The organism is Novosphingobium pokkalii (genome assembly GCF_014652855.1).
In the GTDB taxonomy this organism is placed as follows: domain Bacteria; phylum Pseudomonadota; class Alphaproteobacteria; order Sphingomonadales; family Sphingomonadaceae; genus Novosphingobium; species Novosphingobium pokkalii.
Genome location: NZ_BMZP01000007.1, coordinates 141,793 through 158,012, shown reverse-complemented (window position 1 = coordinate 158,012; position 16,220 = coordinate 141,793). Strand labels below are relative to the sequence as shown.

18 protein-coding genes and 1 tRNA gene are annotated in these 16,220 nt (G+C 65.8%); 4 read left to right on the top strand and 15 right to left on the bottom strand.

Features of this window, described 5'->3' with window-relative positions; all coding sequences use genetic code 11:
• Window positions 1-3: 3 nt before the first annotated feature.
• The 10 genes from IE191_RS09575 to rpsB form a co-directional block, all read right to left on the bottom strand.
• Window positions 4-696 carry an OmpH family outer membrane protein gene (locus IE191_RS09575; protein WP_191324138.1) on the bottom strand — a complete coding sequence of 231 codons (693 nt, stop codon included), beginning with the start codon at window positions 694-696 and terminating at the stop codon, window positions 4-6.
• Window positions 696-3,344 (bottom strand): outer membrane protein assembly factor BamA, encoded by a 2,649-nt coding sequence (gene bamA / locus IE191_RS09570; RefSeq protein WP_191324137.1) that lies wholly within the window; start codon window positions 3,342-3,344, stop codon window positions 696-698. Before bamA ends, IE191_RS09575 begins: the two co-directional genes overlap by 1 nt.
• Window positions 3,345-3,574: 230 nt before the next feature.
• On the bottom strand, window positions 3,575-4,723 hold the full coding sequence (gene rseP, locus IE191_RS09565) for an RIP metalloprotease RseP (protein ID WP_191324136.1): 1,149 nt from the start codon (window positions 4,721-4,723) through the stop codon (window positions 3,575-3,577).
• Window positions 4,720-5,913 (bottom strand): 1-deoxy-D-xylulose-5-phosphate reductoisomerase, encoded by a 1,194-nt coding sequence (locus IE191_RS09560; RefSeq protein WP_229815223.1) that lies wholly within the window; start codon window positions 5,911-5,913, stop codon window positions 4,720-4,722. Before IE191_RS09560 ends, rseP begins: the two co-directional genes overlap by 4 nt.
• The gene (locus tag IE191_RS09555) at window positions 5,910-6,566 is read right to left on the bottom strand and encodes a phosphatidate cytidylyltransferase (RefSeq protein ID WP_229815222.1); all 657 of its coding nucleotides are present in this window, start codon (window positions 6,564-6,566) and stop codon (window positions 5,910-5,912) included. Before IE191_RS09555 ends, IE191_RS09560 begins: the two co-directional genes overlap by 4 nt.
• A 73-nt stretch (window positions 6,567-6,639) precedes the next feature.
• On the bottom strand, window positions 6,640-7,284 hold the full coding sequence (gene uppS / locus IE191_RS09550) for a polyprenyl diphosphate synthase (RefSeq protein WP_229815232.1): 645 nt from the start codon (window positions 7,282-7,284) through the stop codon (window positions 6,640-6,642).
• Window positions 7,285-7,361: 77 nt separating this feature from the next.
• Window positions 7,362-7,919 carry a ribosome recycling factor gene (frr, locus tag IE191_RS09545; protein ID WP_191324133.1) on the bottom strand — a complete coding sequence of 186 codons (558 nt, stop codon included), beginning with the start codon at window positions 7,917-7,919 and terminating at the stop codon, window positions 7,362-7,364.
• A 3-nt stretch (window positions 7,920-7,922) separates the two neighbouring features.
• Window positions 7,923-8,648, bottom strand: a complete 726-nt coding sequence (gene pyrH, locus IE191_RS09540; protein WP_191324132.1) for a UMP kinase — start codon at window positions 8,646-8,648, stop codon at window positions 7,923-7,925.
• Window positions 8,649-8,872: 224 nt separating this feature from the next.
• On the bottom strand, window positions 8,873-9,799 hold the full coding sequence (gene tsf, locus IE191_RS09535) for a translation elongation factor Ts (RefSeq protein WP_191324131.1): 927 nt from the start codon (window positions 9,797-9,799) through the stop codon (window positions 8,873-8,875).
• Window positions 9,800-9,924: 125 nt separating this feature from the next.
• On the bottom strand, window positions 9,925-10,680 hold the full coding sequence (rpsB, locus tag IE191_RS09530; RefSeq protein ID WP_191324130.1) for a 30S ribosomal protein S2: 756 nt from the start codon (window positions 10,678-10,680) through the stop codon (window positions 9,925-9,927).
• 532 nt (window positions 10,681-11,212) lie between these two features.
• On the opposite strand from rpsB, the gene IE191_RS09525 reads away from it, so the two are divergent.
• On the top strand, window positions 11,213-11,515 hold the full coding sequence (locus IE191_RS09525) for a hypothetical protein (protein WP_191324129.1): 303 nt from the start codon (window positions 11,213-11,215) through the stop codon (window positions 11,513-11,515).
• Here the strand turns inward: IE191_RS09525 and IE191_RS09520 are convergent.
• On the bottom strand, window positions 11,487-12,278 hold the full coding sequence (locus IE191_RS09520; protein WP_191324233.1) for a CDP-alcohol phosphatidyltransferase family protein: 792 nt from the start codon (window positions 12,276-12,278) through the stop codon (window positions 11,487-11,489). The two genes, IE191_RS09525 and IE191_RS09520, sit on opposite strands and share 29 nt — an antisense overlap.
• Before the next feature lie 5 nt (window positions 12,279-12,283).
• Window positions 12,284-13,033 carry a phosphatidylserine decarboxylase gene (locus tag IE191_RS09515; protein WP_191324128.1) on the bottom strand — a complete coding sequence of 250 codons (750 nt, stop codon included), beginning with the start codon at window positions 13,031-13,033 and terminating at the stop codon, window positions 12,284-12,286.
• A 121-nt stretch (window positions 13,034-13,154) separates the two neighbouring features.
• On the opposite strand from IE191_RS09515, the gene IE191_RS09510 reads away from it, so the two are divergent.
• Complete coding sequence (locus IE191_RS09510) at window positions 13,155-13,514, top strand: hypothetical protein (RefSeq protein WP_229815221.1); 360 nt, start codon at window positions 13,155-13,157, stop codon at window positions 13,512-13,514.
• Here the strand turns inward: IE191_RS09510 and IE191_RS09505 are convergent.
• The gene (locus tag IE191_RS09505) at window positions 13,496-14,155 is read right to left on the bottom strand and encodes an XRE family transcriptional regulator (RefSeq protein WP_191324126.1); all 660 of its coding nucleotides are present in this window, start codon (window positions 14,153-14,155) and stop codon (window positions 13,496-13,498) included. The two genes, IE191_RS09510 and IE191_RS09505, sit on opposite strands and share 19 nt — an antisense overlap.
• A gap of 103 nt (window positions 14,156-14,258) precedes the next feature.
• On the opposite strand from IE191_RS09505, the gene IE191_RS09500 reads away from it, so the two are divergent.
• The gene (locus IE191_RS09500; protein WP_229815220.1) at window positions 14,259-14,504 is read left to right on the top strand and encodes an Ogr/Delta-like zinc finger protein; all 246 of its coding nucleotides are present in this window, start codon (window positions 14,259-14,261) and stop codon (window positions 14,502-14,504) included.
• A gap of 52 nt (window positions 14,505-14,556) precedes the next feature.
• Here the strand turns inward: IE191_RS09500 and IE191_RS09495 are convergent.
• Window positions 14,557-14,642: transfer RNA gene (locus IE191_RS09495), tRNA-Tyr, on the bottom strand.
• A 188-nt stretch (window positions 14,643-14,830) separates the two neighbouring features.
• Here IE191_RS09495 and rlmB point away from each other — a divergent pair.
• Window positions 14,831-15,679, top strand: coding sequence for a 23S rRNA (guanosine(2251)-2'-O)-methyltransferase RlmB (gene rlmB, locus IE191_RS09490; protein WP_191324125.1), 849 nt, complete (start codon window positions 14,831-14,833; stop codon window positions 15,677-15,679).
• Between the two features lie 90 nt (window positions 15,680-15,769).
• On the opposite strand, the gene IE191_RS09485 is transcribed toward rlmB, so the two are convergent.
• Window positions 15,770-16,042, bottom strand: a complete 273-nt coding sequence (locus tag IE191_RS09485) for an HU family DNA-binding protein (RefSeq protein ID WP_191324124.1) — start codon at window positions 16,040-16,042, stop codon at window positions 15,770-15,772.
• Window positions 16,043-16,220 lie beyond the last annotated feature (178 nt).

The following is a 16,220-nucleotide window of genomic DNA, read 5'->3' as shown; positions in this document are numbered from 1 at the left end:
GGCTCAGCGGCCTTCCGGCGCCTTGGCGCCCGAAGCGGCCGGCGCTGCCTGCTGCTGCTGCGCCTGCTGGGCGGCAGCTTCACGCTGCGCGCGCGGCATCCAGCCAGCCGGCGGCACGAGCTGCGCGGTGGGGATCAGGGCGTTGAGTTCGGTCAGGATATCGCGGCTGATATCGGACGAGGGGTCCGCCTTCACCACGGCCTGGCTGTCGAGCAGGATCTTGGCACCACGCTTGGTCATGGCGCGCTGCGTTGCATCGTCCAGCTTGTCCGAGATCTGCTCGATCACATACTGCTCGGCCAGGTTGAGCGGCGCGAGGATCTGCTGGATTTCGCGCTTGCCGTCTTCCTGGATCTGCTGGATCTGGCCCAGTTCGGCTTCCAGCGCGGCGCGATCGGCCTTGGGGTTCTTCTGGTCGGCCTGAAACTTGTCGGCCAGCGGCTTGAGCTGGGCGTTGATCTGGTCGCTGCGGGTCTTGGCCTGGTCGATCTGGGCCTTGTAGGTCACCGGGCGCTGCTGCATCGCGGTCTGGTAGGCCGACGACGAGCCGACGATCGCCTGCGGGTTGGCAAAGGCGATGCCATTGGCAACCGGTCCGGAAGAAGCGGCCGGCGCTGCGGGAGCGGCAGCCATGGCTGCGGGGGCAGCCGAGATCATCAGGCCCGCGATCAGGGCCGAGGCAAAGCGGAGTTTCATCAGAACTGGGTTCCCACGTTGAAAGTGATGGGCTGGGTGTCGTCGCCGTCGACCTTCTTCAAGACCTTGGCGAAGTCGATGCGGAACGGGCCGAACGGCGAGTTCCAGTTGACGCCGATGCCGATCGAGACGCGCGGCTGCGGCGAATTGCCGACGTAGACTTCGTCGTACTTCTGGTAGGTGCTGTTGGCCGTACCGTCGGACGCATTGGCGGCCGTGGTGATCTTGCCGGTCAGCGCATCGGTATAGAGCACGACGCCGGTGCTGGTGGCGGGCTTGGTCACGCCCCACACCGCGCCCGCGTCCATGAAGATCGAGGGACGCAGGCCCATTTCGCGGGCGCCGGCGCCCAGCGGGATCTCCAGCTCGGCGTGGCCGATGTAGTAGTACTTGCCGCCCAGCGCGTCGTCGGCCCACGAGTTGCGGTCGGTGGTGATCGCGCCGAACGTGCCGTCCGAATTGCGCGAGTAGTACTTGCGCAGCACGCGCGGGCCCACCCCGCGAATGTCGAAGCCGCGCATCTGGGGCTGGCCCAGGAAGAAGCGGTCGGTCAGACGCACGTCGTCGATGGTCGGATCGGTGGAGCGGCTGGCCAGCGCGTGAATCGCGCCGCCCTCGCCGCGCAGGCTGAACACGAAGCCCTTGCCCAGCGGCCAGTAATGCGCCGCATTGGCGGTGATGCGGGCATACTTCACCGAACCGCCCAGGCCCGCGATGTCGCCGCTGAGCAGCCACGAGGTGCCCTTGGTCGGGCGCATGCGGTTGTCGAGCGTGTCATAGACGATCGAGGTGCCGAAGATCGAGCTGGTGCGATGGCCGATGGCATCGCACAGGTAGCGGCCGGCAAGCAGCGGGCTGCAAACGCCGTTGAGATAATAGGTGGCCTCGTCCAGCGTCACGTCGTCGACGTTGAACGTGTAGCGACCGATCAGCGACATGTACTCGGTCAGCGGCACGCCGGCGCGCACCTGGAAGCCGGTGGTGGTCTGCTTGTAGGTCGTGTTGCGGTTGGAATTGAGGTAGTTGAAGCTGTTGTAATCGCGGCGATAGACGTCCACGCCCATCGAGATGTTGCGATCGAACAGATAGGGCTCGGTAAAGCTCACCTGCACGCTGCGCGAATAGTACGAATAGTCGACCGAGAGACCGATCGTCTGGCCGCGGCCGCGGAAGTTGTTCTGCTGGATCGAGGCCTGGAAGATGAAGCTTTCGAGGCTGGAGAAGCCGGCCGAGAGCTGGAGCTGCCCGGTGGGCTTTTCCTCCACGTTGGCTTCGAGCGCGATGCGATCGGGCGTGGTGCCCGGCTTCTGCTCGACCTCGAACTTTTCCTGGAAATAGCCCAGCGACTTGATGCGGTTGGACGAGCGCTTGATCTGGTAGGAATTGAACGCATCGCCTTCGGCAAGGCGGAATTCGCGACGGATTACCTTGTCCTGCGTCAGCGTGTTGCCATTGACATCGACCCGCTCGACATAGACGCGCGGCGCTTCCGCGATGCGGAAGTTGATGCCCATGGTGAGGTCATCCTTGTTCCGCGCGAAATCGGGCTGCACGTTGGCAAAGGCGTAGCCCAGGCTGCCGGCGGTTTCGCTCAGGCTGTCGACAGTGTCTTCCACCAGCTTGGCGTTGTACCAGTCGCCCGGCTTCATCGGCAGCTTCTTGACGAGGCTGTCGCCGTCGATCTCGCGCAACTGGCTATCGACCTTCACGTCGCCGAACTTGTAGCGCTTCCCTTCCTCCACCACGTACGTGATGATGAAGTCCTTCTTGTCCGGCGTCAGTTCGGCCACGGCCGAAACCACGCGGAAATCGGCATAGCCCTTGGTCAGGTAGAACTGGCGCAGCTTCTGCTGGTCGAACGCGAGGCGATCGGGATCGTAGCTGGTGCCCGACGAGAACAGGCGGAACGCGCGCGATTGCTTGGTCACCATCTCGCTGCGCAGTTCGGTATCGGAAAACTGCTGGTTGCCGATGATGTTGATCTGGCGAACCTTGGACTTGGGCCCTTCGCTGATCTCGAACACGATATCGACGCGGTTCTGGTCGAGCATGACCATCTTGGGCTCGACCGAGGCGGCGAATCGGCCCTGGCGCTTGTACAGCTCGATGATGCGCGAGACGTCGGCGCGCACTTTGGAACGGGTGAAGATCTGGCGCGCCGCGAGCTTGATCTCGGGCAGGATCTTGTCTTCCTTGAGGCGCTTGTTGCCTTCCAGGATGATGCGGTTGACGACCGGGTTTTCCTTGACCTGGATGGTCACCGCGCCGGCGTTGTTGCGCACCTGGACATCCGCGAACAGTTCGGTGGCGAACAGGTCCTTGAGCACCTGGTCGGCCGCGGCCTGGGTATAGCGATCGCCTTCGCGCAGGCGGATGTAGGAGCGAATCGTGTCCGGCTCCAGGCGCTGCGCGCCATCGATGGTGATCGAGCGGACCAGTTCGACCGGCTGGGCCGGGGCTGCCGGCGCGGGCGCCGTGGCCGGAGCAGCATCGGCCGGCTTGGCCTTGGCTACGGCCTGCGCCAATGCCGGATTGGCCAGCGTGGTCGAGGCGAGCAGCGCCACCGCGAGAGTCGAAACCCGCGCCGCCGCCGGGCTCGATGCCCGCCCAGCGGTGGGGGCGGTCAGGCTCGCGTACCGTTCATTCATCACCAAGCGCCATCCCGTCTGAATTCGTAATGTTCCGCCACGATCGGCGGTTGCCGGATTCCGGCACCGCAGCCCTGTGCCCGATGCCGCTGTGCCAATCAAGCAAGCATGGTGCAAGGCACCGCATTCGCCCCGCAGATTGTGGAAAATAATGCGCCACCGGCCATGCCAGGCCCCCTGCCCGGCCCCTGGCCCATCATCGTGTGCGCTTGCGGCCCTGATCCAACGGATCAGCCGCCGAAAACCTTTGCTCCAAACAGGCCATGCGCACCGAACAGGTCGAGCGAGGCGACATCGTTGACCGTGACGATCAGCATCAGCGCCACCACCAGCGCCAGCCCGGTGCGAAAAGCCCATTCCTGGCCACGCGCACTGACCGGCCGGCGGCGCACCGCCTCTGCCGCGTAGAAGGCCAGATGCCCACCGTCGAGCACAGGAATTGGCAAGAGATTGATGAATCCCAGATTAATCGAAATCAGCGCAACAAAGAACACGAACGGCTGCCAACCCGAGACGAGCTGCTCGCCCGAGAACTTGGCGATCTTGATCGGGCCGCCCAGTTCCTTCACTTCGCGCCGGCCGGTGACGATCTGGACCACACCGGTGACCATCGTGTCGACGATGTCGCGCATCTGCCGGGCGCCCTCGCCCACGGCCTGGAGCGGACCGACGCGCACCAGTTGCACACTGGCCGGGCCGATGCCGATGAAGCCGATTTTCTGAACATTGCCAAAGCGATCAGCGTCGCTGCGGAGCGCCGCGACAACCGGCAGCGCCTGGCGCTTGCCGTCGCGTTCCACCACCAGGCCCAGCGGTTCGCCGGGATGCTCGGCCACCAGCCGCTTGACGTCGAGGAACGTATCCACCGCACCACCGCGCAGCGCCACGATGCGATCGCCCACGCGGATGCCGGCCTTTTCCGCCACCGAGCCGGGCTGGACCACGCCAACCACAGGCGGCACCACCAGCTTGCCATAGGCCATGGTAAAGCCGGACAGGATCACCAGCGCGACGAGCAGATTGGTGACCGGCCCGGCCAGCACGATCAGCGCGCGCTGCCACAAAGCCTTCGCCTGGAACGTGCGGTTGCGCTCGGCCGCCGGCAGGGCGAGCCATTCGGCGGAGGGCTTGCTGGTCGGGCTCATGTCGCCGGCGAACTGGACATAGCCGCCCAGGGGCAGCAGCGAGAGCTTCCAGCGGGTGCCGCGCTTGTCCGTCCAGCCGACCAGTTCCCGGCCGAAGCCGATCGAGAAGACATCGGCCTTGACCCCGCACCAGCGGCCGACGAGGTAGTGCCCCAGCTCGTGGAGGAAGACCAGCGGCCCCAGCACGAGCACGAAGCCCAGGAAACTGATCAATACGCCGGGGGTCTGCATCAACGAACGGGCTCCATGCACGCATGTGTGCGCAAGCGGGCTTCGTGGTCAACCGCAATCACATCCGCGAGGCACGCGGGCGGCGGCGGCAGGCCCCGATCCAGCACGGCTTCCACGCATGCCACGATCCGGGTGAACCCGATCTTACCGGCCAGGAACGCGGCCACCGCAATTTCGTTCGCGGCGTTGAGCACAGCCGGCGCGGCGCCACCGGCCAGGACCGCCTCACGCGCCAGGCGCGTGGCGGGAAAGCGCGATTCATCGGGGCGGCGGAACGTGAGCTCGCCAATCTCGGCCAGGTCGAGCGGCGCGCACGGCGTGTCCATCCGCGCCGGCCAGGCAAGGCACGAGGCAATCGGCACGCGCATGTCGGACGGGCCGAGCTGGGCCAGGGTGGAGCCATCGCGATATTCGACCATCGAATGGACGATCGACTGCGGGTGGACCAGGATACGCAGCCGCTCCACGCCCACCGGGAACAAGTGGTAGGCCTCGATGAACTCCAGCCCCTTGTTCATCATCGTGGCCGAATCGACGCTGATCTTGGCGCCCATCGACCAGTTGGGATGCTTGACCGCCTCGGCCGGGGTGGCGTGAACCAGGCGATCGGCGGTCCAATCGCGGAACGGGCCGCCGCTGGCGGTCAGCGTGATCATCCGCACATGCTCGGGCGCGTTGCCGGCCAGGCACTGGAAGATGGCGTTGTGCTCCGAATCGACCGGCAGCAGCGTCGCGCCGCTGCGCGCGACGGCAGCAGTCATCACCTCGCCCGCCGAAACCAGCGCTTCCTTGTTGGCGAGCGCAACGATCTTGCCGCATTCGATCGCGGCCATGGTCGGGGCCAGCCCTGCGCAGCCGACGATCGCAGCCACAGTGATGTCGGCGCCGCGCGCGGCGGCTTCGACCAGGGCCTCGGGGCCGGCTGCCGCTTCCACGCCGGAGCCGGCCAGCGCCGCGCGCAAGTCAGCCAGTCGCGCCGGATCGGCCACGACGGCCAGGCGCGCGGAAAATTCCCGCGCCAGCGCCGCGAGTTCAGCCACCTGCGCATGGGCCGTCAGCGCCTCGACGCGGAACGCGCCGGGATTGCGCCGGACCAGATCGAGCGTGGAAGCCCCGATCGAGCCGGTTGCCCCCAAAACGGTGATGGATCGCTGCACGCTCATGCCGTTGCTCATGTCGAAGATCGAATTCATGCCGGCGCGCCCAGCGCCCAGGCCGTGCCGACGATGATCGCCACCGGCAGCAGCCCGTCAACCCGATCGAAAAAGCCGCCGTGGCCGGGAATGAGGCGCGAGGAATCCTTTACGCCGGCCCGCCGCTTGAGCCAGGATTCGTAGAAATCGCCGGCCTGCGCCGCCACGGCGAGAACCGCCCCGGCCAGCACGGCAACGCCGAGGTTGGCGATGTGCAGCGCTTCGGCAAGGCTCGGGCCGGTGGGGCCGAGCCCGCTGATCATCCAGGCGCCACCCAGCGTGAACAACCCGGTCCACAGCCCGGCCGCCGCCATGCCGCCCGCCAGGCCCGACCAGGTCTTGGATGGGCTGATGCGCGGCGCGATCTTGGGGCCGCCGAGCGCGCGGCCGGTGAAATAGGCGCCGGTATCGGTGCAGATGACCAGCCCCATCACCGCCACCAGCAAGGGCGTGGGCATCACGATCAGCGCCAGCGCACCCCAGCCGATGTAGATTGCCCCGGTGATCACCGCCGCGCCCATCCGCGCCGGATCGGGCGCGATGCGCGCCACCAGGCGGACATATTCGCCGAACACGACGAGGCCGACCAGCGCGATGAACGCATCGAGCGCCACACCGCCGCGCCACACCGCCAGGCCCGCAACAGCGAGCATGACCACAGCCGACGCTGCGCGGACCGGCAAGTCGGAGCGCTTGGCCGGTGCGGTGCTCGTGGCCTCCGAAGGCTCAGCGTCCGCCAAAGCGCCGCTCCCGCTCGGCAAACTGGTCCAGCGCCTGGCGCAGGTGATCGGGGGTGAAATCGGGCCACAGCACCGGGGTGAACACCATCTCGGCATAGGCCGCCTGCCACAGCAGGAAGTTCGACAGGCGCACTTCGCCAGAGGTGCGGATCAGCAGGTCGAGCGGCGGCAGGTCTGCCGTGTCCAGCTCGGCCGCGATGGTTTCGGGAGTGATTTCGCCCTTGGCCGCCGCGCGGGCCGCCGCACGGGCGATTTCCTGCTGCGAGCCATAGTTGAGGGCGATCGCCAGAGTCAGCCGGGTGTTGCCGGCCGTGCGCGCCACGGCATCGTCGATCAGTTGAACCAGATCGGGCGCCAGCGCGCGATATTCGCCAATGATCTTGAGGCGCACGCCGTTGCGGTCGATCTCGTCGATGTCGCTGCGGATGAACGTGCGCAGCAGGCCCATGAGGTCGGAAATCTCGTCGGCCGGGCGCTTCCAGTTCTCGGAACTGAACGCATAGAGCGTCAGCGCCTCCAGCCCCAGGTCTCCGGCGGCGCGGACGGCCGCGCGCACGGCTTCGACGCCGCGCTTGTGACCAAAGGCACGGGGCATGAAGCGCTTCTTGGCCCAGCGCCCGTTGCCATCCATGATGATGGCAACGTGGCGGGCCAGGGGGGCGCCATCGCCCCCATCGCGCACCTGCGGCACGGGAACCGGCGCGGCGCTCACTTGCCCAGGATTTCCTTTTCCTTATGGGCAGCGGCTTCGTCGACGGCCTTGATGGTGTCGTCGGTCAGCTTCTGGACTTCGGTTTCCAGGCGCTTGCGCTCGTCTTCCGAGATTTCCTTCTTGGCCTCGTCGGCCTTCAAGGCTTCCATGCCATCGCGGCGCACGTTGCGCACGGCGACGCGCGCGCCTTCGGCATACTTGCTGGCGAGCTTGGCCAGTTCCTTGCGGCGTTCCTCGGTCAGATCGGGGATCGGCAGGCGCAGGTTGTTGCCGTCGTTGATCGGGTTGAGGCCCAGGCCGGCCGAACGGATCGCCTTTTCCACCGGGCCGACGTTGGACTTGTCCCACACCTGCACCGAGAGCAGGCGCGGTTCGGGCGCCGAGACGGTGGCGAGCTGGTTAAGCGGCATGTGGCTGCCATAGACTTCGACCGTGATGGGATCGAGCAGCGCGGTGTTGGCGCGGCCGGTGCGCAGGCCGGCAAGATCGCCCTTGAGCGATTCGACGGCGCCTTTCATGCGGCGCTCAAGGTCCGCCTTGTCATACTTTGCCATGGATCAGGCTTCCTTCCGAACGATGGTCTGCGTGCCCTCTCCGGCCAGCACGCGGGCAAGATTGCCCTGCTCGCGGATCGAGAACACGACGATGGGAATGTTGTTGTCGCGGCACAGCGCCACGGCCGAGGCGTCCATCACCTGGAGGTTGTGGGCCAGGACGGTGTCATAGTCGATGGTATCGAAGCGCTTGGCCGCCGGATCCTTCTTGGGATCGGCGTTATAGACGCCATCGACGCTGGTGCCCTTGAACAGCGCGTCGCACTGCATTTCCGCCGCGCGCAGGGCCGCGCCGGAATCGGTGGTGAAATAGGGCGCGCCGACGCCGGCAGCGAAGATCACCACGCGGCCCTTGGCCAGGTGACGCTCGGCGCGGCGGCGGATCACCGGCTCGCACACCTGGTCCATCTGCACGGCCGACTGCACGCGGGTATCGACGCCGAGCTTTTCCAGCGCGGACTGCATCGCCAGCGCGTTCATCACCGTGGCGAGCATGCCCATGTAATCGGCCTGGGCACGGTCCATGCCCTTGGCCGCGCCGGCCATGCCGCGAAAGATGTTGCCCCCGCCGATCACCAGGCAGATTTCCAGGCCGGTTTCCTTTGCCGCCTTCACTTCGGCGGCCAGAGCGGCGACGAAATCGGTGTCGATGCCGAACTGCTGGTTGCCCATCAGCACTTCGCCCGAAAGCTTGAGCAGGATGCGCTTGAACTTTGCAGGGCTGGTCATGGGGCGTCCGGATCTCGCAACTAGGGGGTCGGGTGGGATGGCGGCTGGCACGACCTGTGGCCCCCACCACCCTCGGTTCGCGCCCTTATACGCAGCGCACCGGCCGTGCCAAGGGCGCGGGTGCGGTTTTCGCAAACGCAAACGTCCCCGCTGCAACAGGGGCCTGCGCCTTGCCCGATGGCAAGGCCGGCCCCCGCCGCGCGGGGACGCACAGCAAGCGAAGCTTACTTGAGGCCGGCAGCAGCCGCCACTTCGGCAGCGAAGTCGGTCTCTTCCTTCTCGATGCCTTCGCCAAGCTGGAAGCGGACGTAGTCAACGAGGGCGATCTTGGTGCCAGCGGCCTTGCCGGCGGCTTCCACGACCTGCGAGATCGGGGTCTTGTTGTCCATCACGAACAACTGCGACAGCAGGGCGTTTTCCTTGGCATACTTGGCCACGGCGCCATCGACCATCTTGGCCTGCACTTCGGCGGGCTTGCCGCTTTCGGCGGCCTTTTCGGCGGCGATCTTGCGTTCGCGGGCGATCAGCTCGGGATCGAGGTCGTCAGCGTTCAGCGCCAGCGGGAAAGCCGCGGCGATGTGCATGGCGATCTGCTTGCCCAGCGGCTCCAGCACGTCGGCGCCGGCTTCGGATTCGAGCGCGACGAGCACGCCGATCTTGCCGAGGTTGGTGGCAGCGGCGTTGTGCATGTAGGGCACGACGATGCCGTTCGACACGGCGACGTGCTTGATGCGGCGAAGCTGCTGGTTTTCACCGATGGTGGCGACGTTGTTGGTCAGCTTGTCGGCTACGGTGCCACCGTCGGGGTAGGCAGCGCCCTTGAGCGATTCCACGTCGGCAGCGCCGGTTTCCAGGGCCACTTCGGTCGCCTTGCGCACGAAGTCCTGGAACTGGTCGTTCTTGGCGACGAAGTCGGTTTCCGAGTTGACTTCGACGGCCACGCCCTTGGTGCCCGAAACGGCCACGCCCACCAGACCTTCGGCGGCGGTGCGGCTCGACTTCTTGGCGGCAGCGGCCAGGCCCTTGGCGCGCAGCGCGTCAACGGCGGCTTCGAAATCGCCGGCGGCTTCGTCGAGCGCCTTCTTGCAATCCATCATGCCGGCGCCAGTGCGCTCGCGCAGGTTCTTCACGTCAGCGGCGGTGTAAGCCATCGCGTTGGTCCTTATGTCTGAAACGGTGCGGCCGCAGCAACACGCGCCGCGGCCCTACTTCATGAAACGGGACAATTCGGTGACGGCGCCCGGATGAGCGCCGCCGCCGTCATGCCGGAAACCGATCAGCCTTCGATGGCTTCTTCGGCAACCGGTTCGTCCATCGCGCCCAGGTCCACGCCCGAAGCATAGGCAGCGTCACGGCCGCCCTTGGTGGCCGCAGCGGCCACGGCTTCGCAGTAGAGACGGATGGCGCGGCTGGCGTCGTCGTTGGCCGGGATCGGGAACGCGATGCCTTCGGGCGACACGTTCGAGTCGAGGATGGCGACGACCGGGATACCCAGGACGTTGGCTTCCTTGATCGCCAGCTCTTCCTTGTTGGCGTCGATCACGAACATCACGTCGGGAATGCCGCCCATGTCGCGGATGCCGCCGAGCGAGAGTTCGAACTTGTCGCGCTCGCGGGTGAGCTGGAGCACTTCCTTCTTGGTGAGACCGGTGGTGTCACCCGAAAGCTGTTCTTCCAGCGCCTTGAAGCGCTTGATCGAGCCCGAGATGGTCTTCCAGTTGGTGAGCATGCCGCCCAGCCAGCGGTGGTTGACATAGTGCTGGCCAGCGGCGCGAGCGGCCTGGGCGATCGGTTCCTGCGCCTGGCGCTTGGTGCCCACGAACAGCACCTTGCCACCGGCCTGGACCGTGGCGGCAATGAATTCGAGCGCGCGCGACATCAGCGGAACGGTCTGCGACAGGTCGAGGATGTGGATGCCGTTGCGGGCGCCGAAGATGTACGGCTTCATCCGCGGGTTCCAGCGGTGGGTCTGGTGGCCGAAGTGGGCGCCGGCCTCGATCAATTGCTGCATGGTGACGACGGGAGCCGCCATAGTCATTTCCTTCCGGTTTCACCTCTGGAGCGCTGGAACCGCGCGGAGAAACCCGCTGCTGGCACCGGTATGTGCGCGCCCCATGTGGACTGGCCCTGCTGTCATGATGGCGGCGGAACTGCCGCGAATCACCGCTGGGCTGCGGCGCCCATAGCGCGGGGGAAACCGCAACGCCACCGGAAACACCCCTAGTGGTGATTCGCGTGGATAACTTTCGGACCCAGACTCAAAAGCCGCCCGACGCAGCCCCGAAACGCCTGATCGCGACCGATTCGATCACCAGGCGCGCGGACGGCCCGCGGAGTTCCATCGATTTTCGATATAAGCACAAGCACTTAGTGACCGCACCAAAGCGCTTGAAATTCCAGTTGACGCGCTGGAACAAAAGTGGAACATTCAGGACGTCAACGGTTCAAACAGGAACCGTTCAGGAATGATCGAGTTATCCACAACACAAGCGCTTGCTGTCAAGCCTTGGGCACAGGTCGCCCGGTTTGGCCACCAGCCCTCTTGTCTTCGGAAAGGCATCGCCATGCTCGCCACTCTCGCTTCGCTCGTCATTGCCGGCGCCGGCGTTGCAGCCCTGGTTGCCGTCGCGGCTACCTGGCGTGGCCAGCTCGGCGCCATCCGCCAGGTGCTCGCCGATGCGCGCGCACTGGAGCAGGCAGACGCGCTGGACCGCGATCGTGTCTTCCTCGCTCGCCTGATCGAGGCGCCGATGGTCGATATCGCCCCGGCCATGCTGCCGGTACCGCGCACCGTGCGTCGCGCCGCCCCCCGTCCGGTGGCTTCCCCTGCGGTGACTGTTACGAAAGCGCGCCGCGCTGCCGCTTGAGGCGGGCGTAGCGCACGACACCGACCGGAATGAGCGCCAGATAGAGCGCACAGATGCCCACCAGCGTCAGCCAGGGTTCGGTCAGCAAGGCGGCGAAGACCAGTCCGGTCAGCGCAATCAGTTCGAGACGAATGGTCTTTCGCGGACGGAACGAGGACCAGCCCGGCGTGGCCATGTTCGAGATCATCATGAACGCGATCAGCGCGGCCCAGGCGGCGACGAAGACGGGATGGCGCAGTTCGTCACGCCCGCTGGCAATCCACAGATAGAGCGGCAGGAACGACAGCCCTGCCCCGGCCGGCGCCGGAACCCCGGTGAGGAAGCCAGCCGACTTGTGCGGCTGCTCTTCCATGTCGATCCGCGCGTTGAAACGCGCGAGGCGCAGCGCGCAACACACCGCCAAGGCCAGTGCGGCAAACCAGCCGAAGCGCGGCATCTGCTGCAACGACCAAAGATAGAGGATGAGCGCCGGGGCCACGCCGAACGAGATGGCGTCGGACAAGCTGTCCAGCTCCGCGCCAAAGCGCGACTGCGCCTTCATCAGGCGCGCCACCCGGCCATCGATGCCGTCGAGCATGCCGGCAAGGATCACCGCCAGCACTGCGCCGCGAAAATCCCCGCCAATGGCAAAGCGAATACCGGTCAGCCCGCAGCACAGCGCCGCAGAGGTGATGGCGTTGGGCACCAGCGCGCGCAGGGTCAACCCACGCGGCAGCCGGTGCCGGCCGAAATCCTCGCCCGAAAACGCTTCTTCATCCCCGATGGATGTCACTGGCTGATGCCCTCGATCAACGGCGCATCACCGATTTCAGCCAGAATCGTTTCCCCGGCCACCACACGCTGGCCGATCAACACCTTGGGCTCGGTGCCCACCGGCAGATAGACGTCCACGCGGCTGCCGAAGCGAATCAGGCCCACGCGCTGGCCCACCGCAACAATGTCTCCGCTCTTGACGAAAGGCACGATGCGCCGCGCCACGAGGCCGGCGATCTGGGTGAAGCCGATCTTCACGCCGTCGCTGCGCTCAACCAGGAAGTGCTGCCGCTCGTTTTCCTCGCTCGCCTTGTCGAGATCGGCATTGAGGAACTTGCCCGGGATATAGACCACGCGCCGGATCGTGCCACCAATCGGGGAGCGGTTCACGTGCACGTCGAACACCGACATGAAGATCGACACGCGCGTGACCGGGGTCGGGTCCATCGCGGTCAGGCCGCTGCCATCATCGGCAGAAAGTTCACGCGGCGGTGCCACCTTCTGGATCAGCGTGATCAGGCCGTCGGCTGGCGCCACGACAAAGCGATCGTCACGCGGCGTGACGCGCACCGGATCGCGGAAGAACGCGAGCACGCCCAGCGTGAGGAACACAAAGGGCCAGGCCACGATGCTGCCACCGAATATGGCCGCCGCCAGGGCAATGGCACCGGCTATGGCGCCGAACTTGCGTCCTTCGGGATGGATGGAGGGCCAGGACCAACCGGCATGGCCGCGTCCGCGATTGTCAAAAATGTCACCAGGCATGGCAGCGGTCTAGGCGTTGCCGCGGCGCGCGGCAAGCGTGTGGCATGCAGGCATTCGATCGCGGGCCTGCGCCAATCGACGGACGCCATGGCGCAAGATGTCGCAACCTCGTTGTAAAGCCTTGTTCTACAACGTGATGGCATCGCGCCGGCCGCCAGACGAGTGCACACCGGGCTATCAGCAATGGAGACCTGCGATGCCCTTATTCAACACCGCCCTATGGACCAATGCGATCATCTGCCTCAGCGCGAGCGCTTGCGCGGCGCTGGTCCGCCTTGGACCACGACTGTTTCCCACAAGCCGCGCCGGGCTGATCTGGCGCGAAAGCCTGGCCATCCCGCTCTATATGGCGGCTGCCCTGTACGGCATGCGCCTGGGCGTGCTGCCGCAAGACGCCGCTCCGCTCCTCACGGCAGCACTGGCCCTGCTCGGCCCGCGCCGGCTGGAGCGCGTGGCGCTGCGCTACATCTTGCGGAAATAGGCGACGACGCGGCCGAGCACGTGCAATTCGTCGTCATAGGCGGTGATCGGGCTGATCGCGGGATTGTCCGCCATCAACAGCCAGCCGCCGTCCTTGCTCGGTCGCAGTCGCTTGACGCAGCCCAGGCCGCAATAGCTGACGGCCCAGACCTGGTCCGCCAGGCGCGGCACGGCCTGGGTGGTATCGATCAGCAGCAAGTCGTTGTCGAGAATGGTCGGGATCATGCTGTCACCCGATCCACGCGCGATGATCAGGCTTTCGGCCGGGGCACGAGTGTAGAGATCAAGCCATTCGCGCGGGAACATGCGCTGCACATCGGAAATCGGCTGATCGAGATAGGCCGCGCCCAAGCCGATCGCCAGGTCGACCTCGCGCACCGGCACCAGCCCCATCGCCCCGGCAACAACCGCCACCGAGGGCGCGCGCTCGCCATCGAGCGCCGGATCGTCGGTCTCGCCGGTAAGGTATTCCACGCTGGTTTCCAGCGCGCGCGCAATCGCGTGGATATGGCGCGAGCCTTGCGCGCCCTTGCGGATCAGATGGTTCACGCTCGGCTGCGAGATGCCGACGCGCCGCGCCAGTTCGGCCTGCGAAAGCCCCAGCGCGCCGATTCGCGCGGAAATGCGGTCACCCAGTGTCATGGGCCCCGAGAATATAGATAAAGCTATAAAATGCAATCGATATATCTATTGCCAGTCGCATAGGAAAATGCATTATAGATATATCTATACACGGAGTCGAACGATGTCCCTTCCCACCAACCCACCGCCCGCGCGCCACGGCCGGCTGTGCTGCCCGCACTGCCGCATGCCGGGCCAGCGCAGGTCCAGCCGCCCGGTGACCGACACCCACCGCGAGATCTATTATCAATGCACCAATCTGGTTTGCGGCCATACCTGGAAGGCCAGCGAGACCTATGACTATGGCCTGGTCCCCAGCGCCACGCCCGATCCGCGCGTAACGCTGCCGCAGCGCCCGGAAAGGACGTGAATGGCTATATGGCTTGTTGGAGAACAGCCCCCGGCTCGGGCTGAAGTACTGGTGGTGGACAGGGCTAGATTCGAACTAGCGTACGCTTGCGCGGGCAGATTTACAGTCTGCTGCCTTTAACCACTCGGCCACCTGTCCACACCAGATTTGCCGGTGCGAGGAGCGCCTTTTCCAAGGCTTTCCTGCGTTTGATGGGCCGTTTCGCGAGAAGCGATCCGGTCCGTCCGGCCGAGTGAGAGGCCCTTTGGCGAACCATCGCTTGCCTGTCAATGGGGGGGCTGGCTAAGGGCAGTGCAGTTTTTGATTTTTATGCACAGGTGTTCGCCATGCCCCGCCACGATGATGACCAAGACAACCGCCGCGATGGTGGCAAGAAGGGGCGCGCGTTGCGCGGCCGGGCCGGGCGCAACCAGGGTGGGCGCGGATCGGGCCGGGGCAGCACCGGAACGGTGCGGCTGTGGGGCCGCCACGCGGTGGAAGCGGCGCTGACCAACCCGAACCGCACGGCCAAGAAGCTGTGGGGCACACGCGAAGCGATCCAGGAAATGCTGGACGATCATGACGCCGAACTACCGCGCGACCTGCCGGTGGAATATGCCCAGGCGGTGGACTTGGCCCGGCTGGTGGCGCGCGACGCGCCGCACCAGGGCCTGGTGCTGGAATGCCTGCCGCTGGATGACGTGGCGCTGGATGACGTGCTGGATGAAGCCGAAGGCCGCACTCTGGTGCTGCTCGACCAGGTGACCGACCCGCACAACGTCGGCGCGATTCTGCGCAGTTGCGCCGCGTTCGATGTGGCCGCGCTGATCACCCAGGATCGCCATGCCCCGCCCGAATCGGGCACGCTGGCCAAGTCGGCATCGGGCGCATTGGAAGTGGTGCCGTGGGTGCGCGTGGTCAATCTGGCCCGCGCGCTCGAATCGATTTCCGAGGCCGGCTATTGGCGCATCGGCCTGGATGGCGAAGGCACCAGCGAATTTCCCCATGCCCTGCCGGCCGGCCCGGTGGCGCTGGTGCTGGGCGCCGAAGGCGAAGGCATGCGCCACAACGTGATGCAGCATTGCGACTCCATCGCGCGGCTGCCGATCAGCGGGGCGATCGAAAGCCTCAACGTCTCCAACGCGGCCGCCATTGCGCTCTATGCCGCCGCCACGCGCGCGACCGAGGAAGACTGACAGCCCGCACGCATTTCTTTTTCCACAACAAAAAAGGGGCCGCGTCGGCATGCGACGCGGCCCCTTTTTGCCTTGCGGGAATTGGCGCGATCAGTTCACCGCGTCCTTGAGGCCCTTGCCCGCCTTGAACTTGGGCTGGGCCGAAGCCTTGATCGCCATCGGTTCGCCCGTGCGGGGGTTGCGGCCGGTCGACGCCTTGCGCTTGGCCACCGAGAACGTGCCAAAACCGACCAGGCGCACTTCGTCACCCTTGGACAGAGCGCCGGTGATGGATTCGAACACGGCTTCCACGGCCTTGACGGCATCGCCCTTCGACAGGCCGCTCACGTCGGCGACAGCGCTGATCAGATCGTTCTTGTTCATGTGCGGAACCCCCTACCAATTACAGGATAGCAAGCGTTGGAAAATCACGATTTTGGGTGCGGCGGAAAAGAGCCGAGAAAAAAACTGCTGTCAAAGGCAAAAGCAGGGGAAACCCGTAATTTATCCCGGAAAACGGGGCCGTTCCAGCCATGAGAAAGCCGCGCGCAACGATGTTGCG

What these genes read in the sequence shown, in the direction of transcription:
- IE191_RS09505 (WP_191324126.1), bottom strand. Translation starts at nt 14,155, where the DNA reads ATGACACTGGGTGACCGCATTTCCGCGCGAATCGGCGCGCTGGGGCTT.
- IE191_RS09515 (WP_191324128.1), bottom strand. Translation starts at nt 13,033, where the DNA reads ATGCCTGGTGACATTTTTGACAATCGCGGACGCGGCCATGCCGGTTGG.
- IE191_RS09555 (WP_229815222.1), bottom strand. Translation starts at nt 6,566, where the DNA reads ATGCTCGCTGTTGCGGGCCTGGCGGTGTGGCGCGGCGGTGTGGCGCTC.
- frr (WP_191324133.1), bottom strand. Translation starts at nt 7,919, where the DNA reads ATGGCAAAGTATGACAAGGCGGACCTTGAGCGCCGCATGAAAGGCGCC.
- IE191_RS09485 (WP_191324124.1), bottom strand. Translation starts at nt 16,042, where the DNA reads ATGAACAAGAACGATCTGATCAGCGCTGTCGCCGACGTGAGCGGCCTG.
- uppS (WP_229815232.1), bottom strand. Translation starts at nt 7,284, where the DNA reads ATGGATGGCAACGGGCGCTGGGCCAAGAAGCGCTTCATGCCCCGTGCC.
- IE191_RS09500 (WP_229815220.1), top strand. Translation starts at nt 14,259, where the DNA reads ATGTCCCTTCCCACCAACCCACCGCCCGCGCGCCACGGCCGGCTGTGC.
- pyrH (WP_191324132.1), bottom strand. Translation starts at nt 8,648, where the DNA reads ATGACCAGCCCTGCAAAGTTCAAGCGCATCCTGCTCAAGCTTTCGGGC.
- rpsB (WP_191324130.1), bottom strand. Translation starts at nt 10,680, where the DNA reads ATGGCGGCTCCCGTCGTCACCATGCAGCAATTGATCGAGGCCGGCGCC.
- tsf (WP_191324131.1), bottom strand. Translation starts at nt 9,799, where the DNA reads ATGGCTTACACCGCCGCTGACGTGAAGAACCTGCGCGAGCGCACTGGC.
- bamA (WP_191324137.1), bottom strand. Translation starts at nt 3,344, where the DNA reads ATGAATGAACGGTACGCGAGCCTGACCGCCCCCACCGCTGGGCGGGCA.
- IE191_RS09560 (WP_229815223.1), bottom strand. Translation starts at nt 5,913, where the DNA reads ATGAATTCGATCTTCGACATGAGCAACGGCATGAGCGTGCAGCGATCC.
- IE191_RS09575 (WP_191324138.1), bottom strand. Translation starts at nt 696, where the DNA reads ATGAAACTCCGCTTTGCCTCGGCCCTGATCGCGGGCCTGATGATCTCG.
- rlmB (WP_191324125.1), top strand. Translation starts at nt 14,831, where the DNA reads ATGCCCCGCCACGATGATGACCAAGACAACCGCCGCGATGGTGGCAAG.
- IE191_RS09525 (WP_191324129.1), top strand. Translation starts at nt 11,213, where the DNA reads ATGCTCGCCACTCTCGCTTCGCTCGTCATTGCCGGCGCCGGCGTTGCA.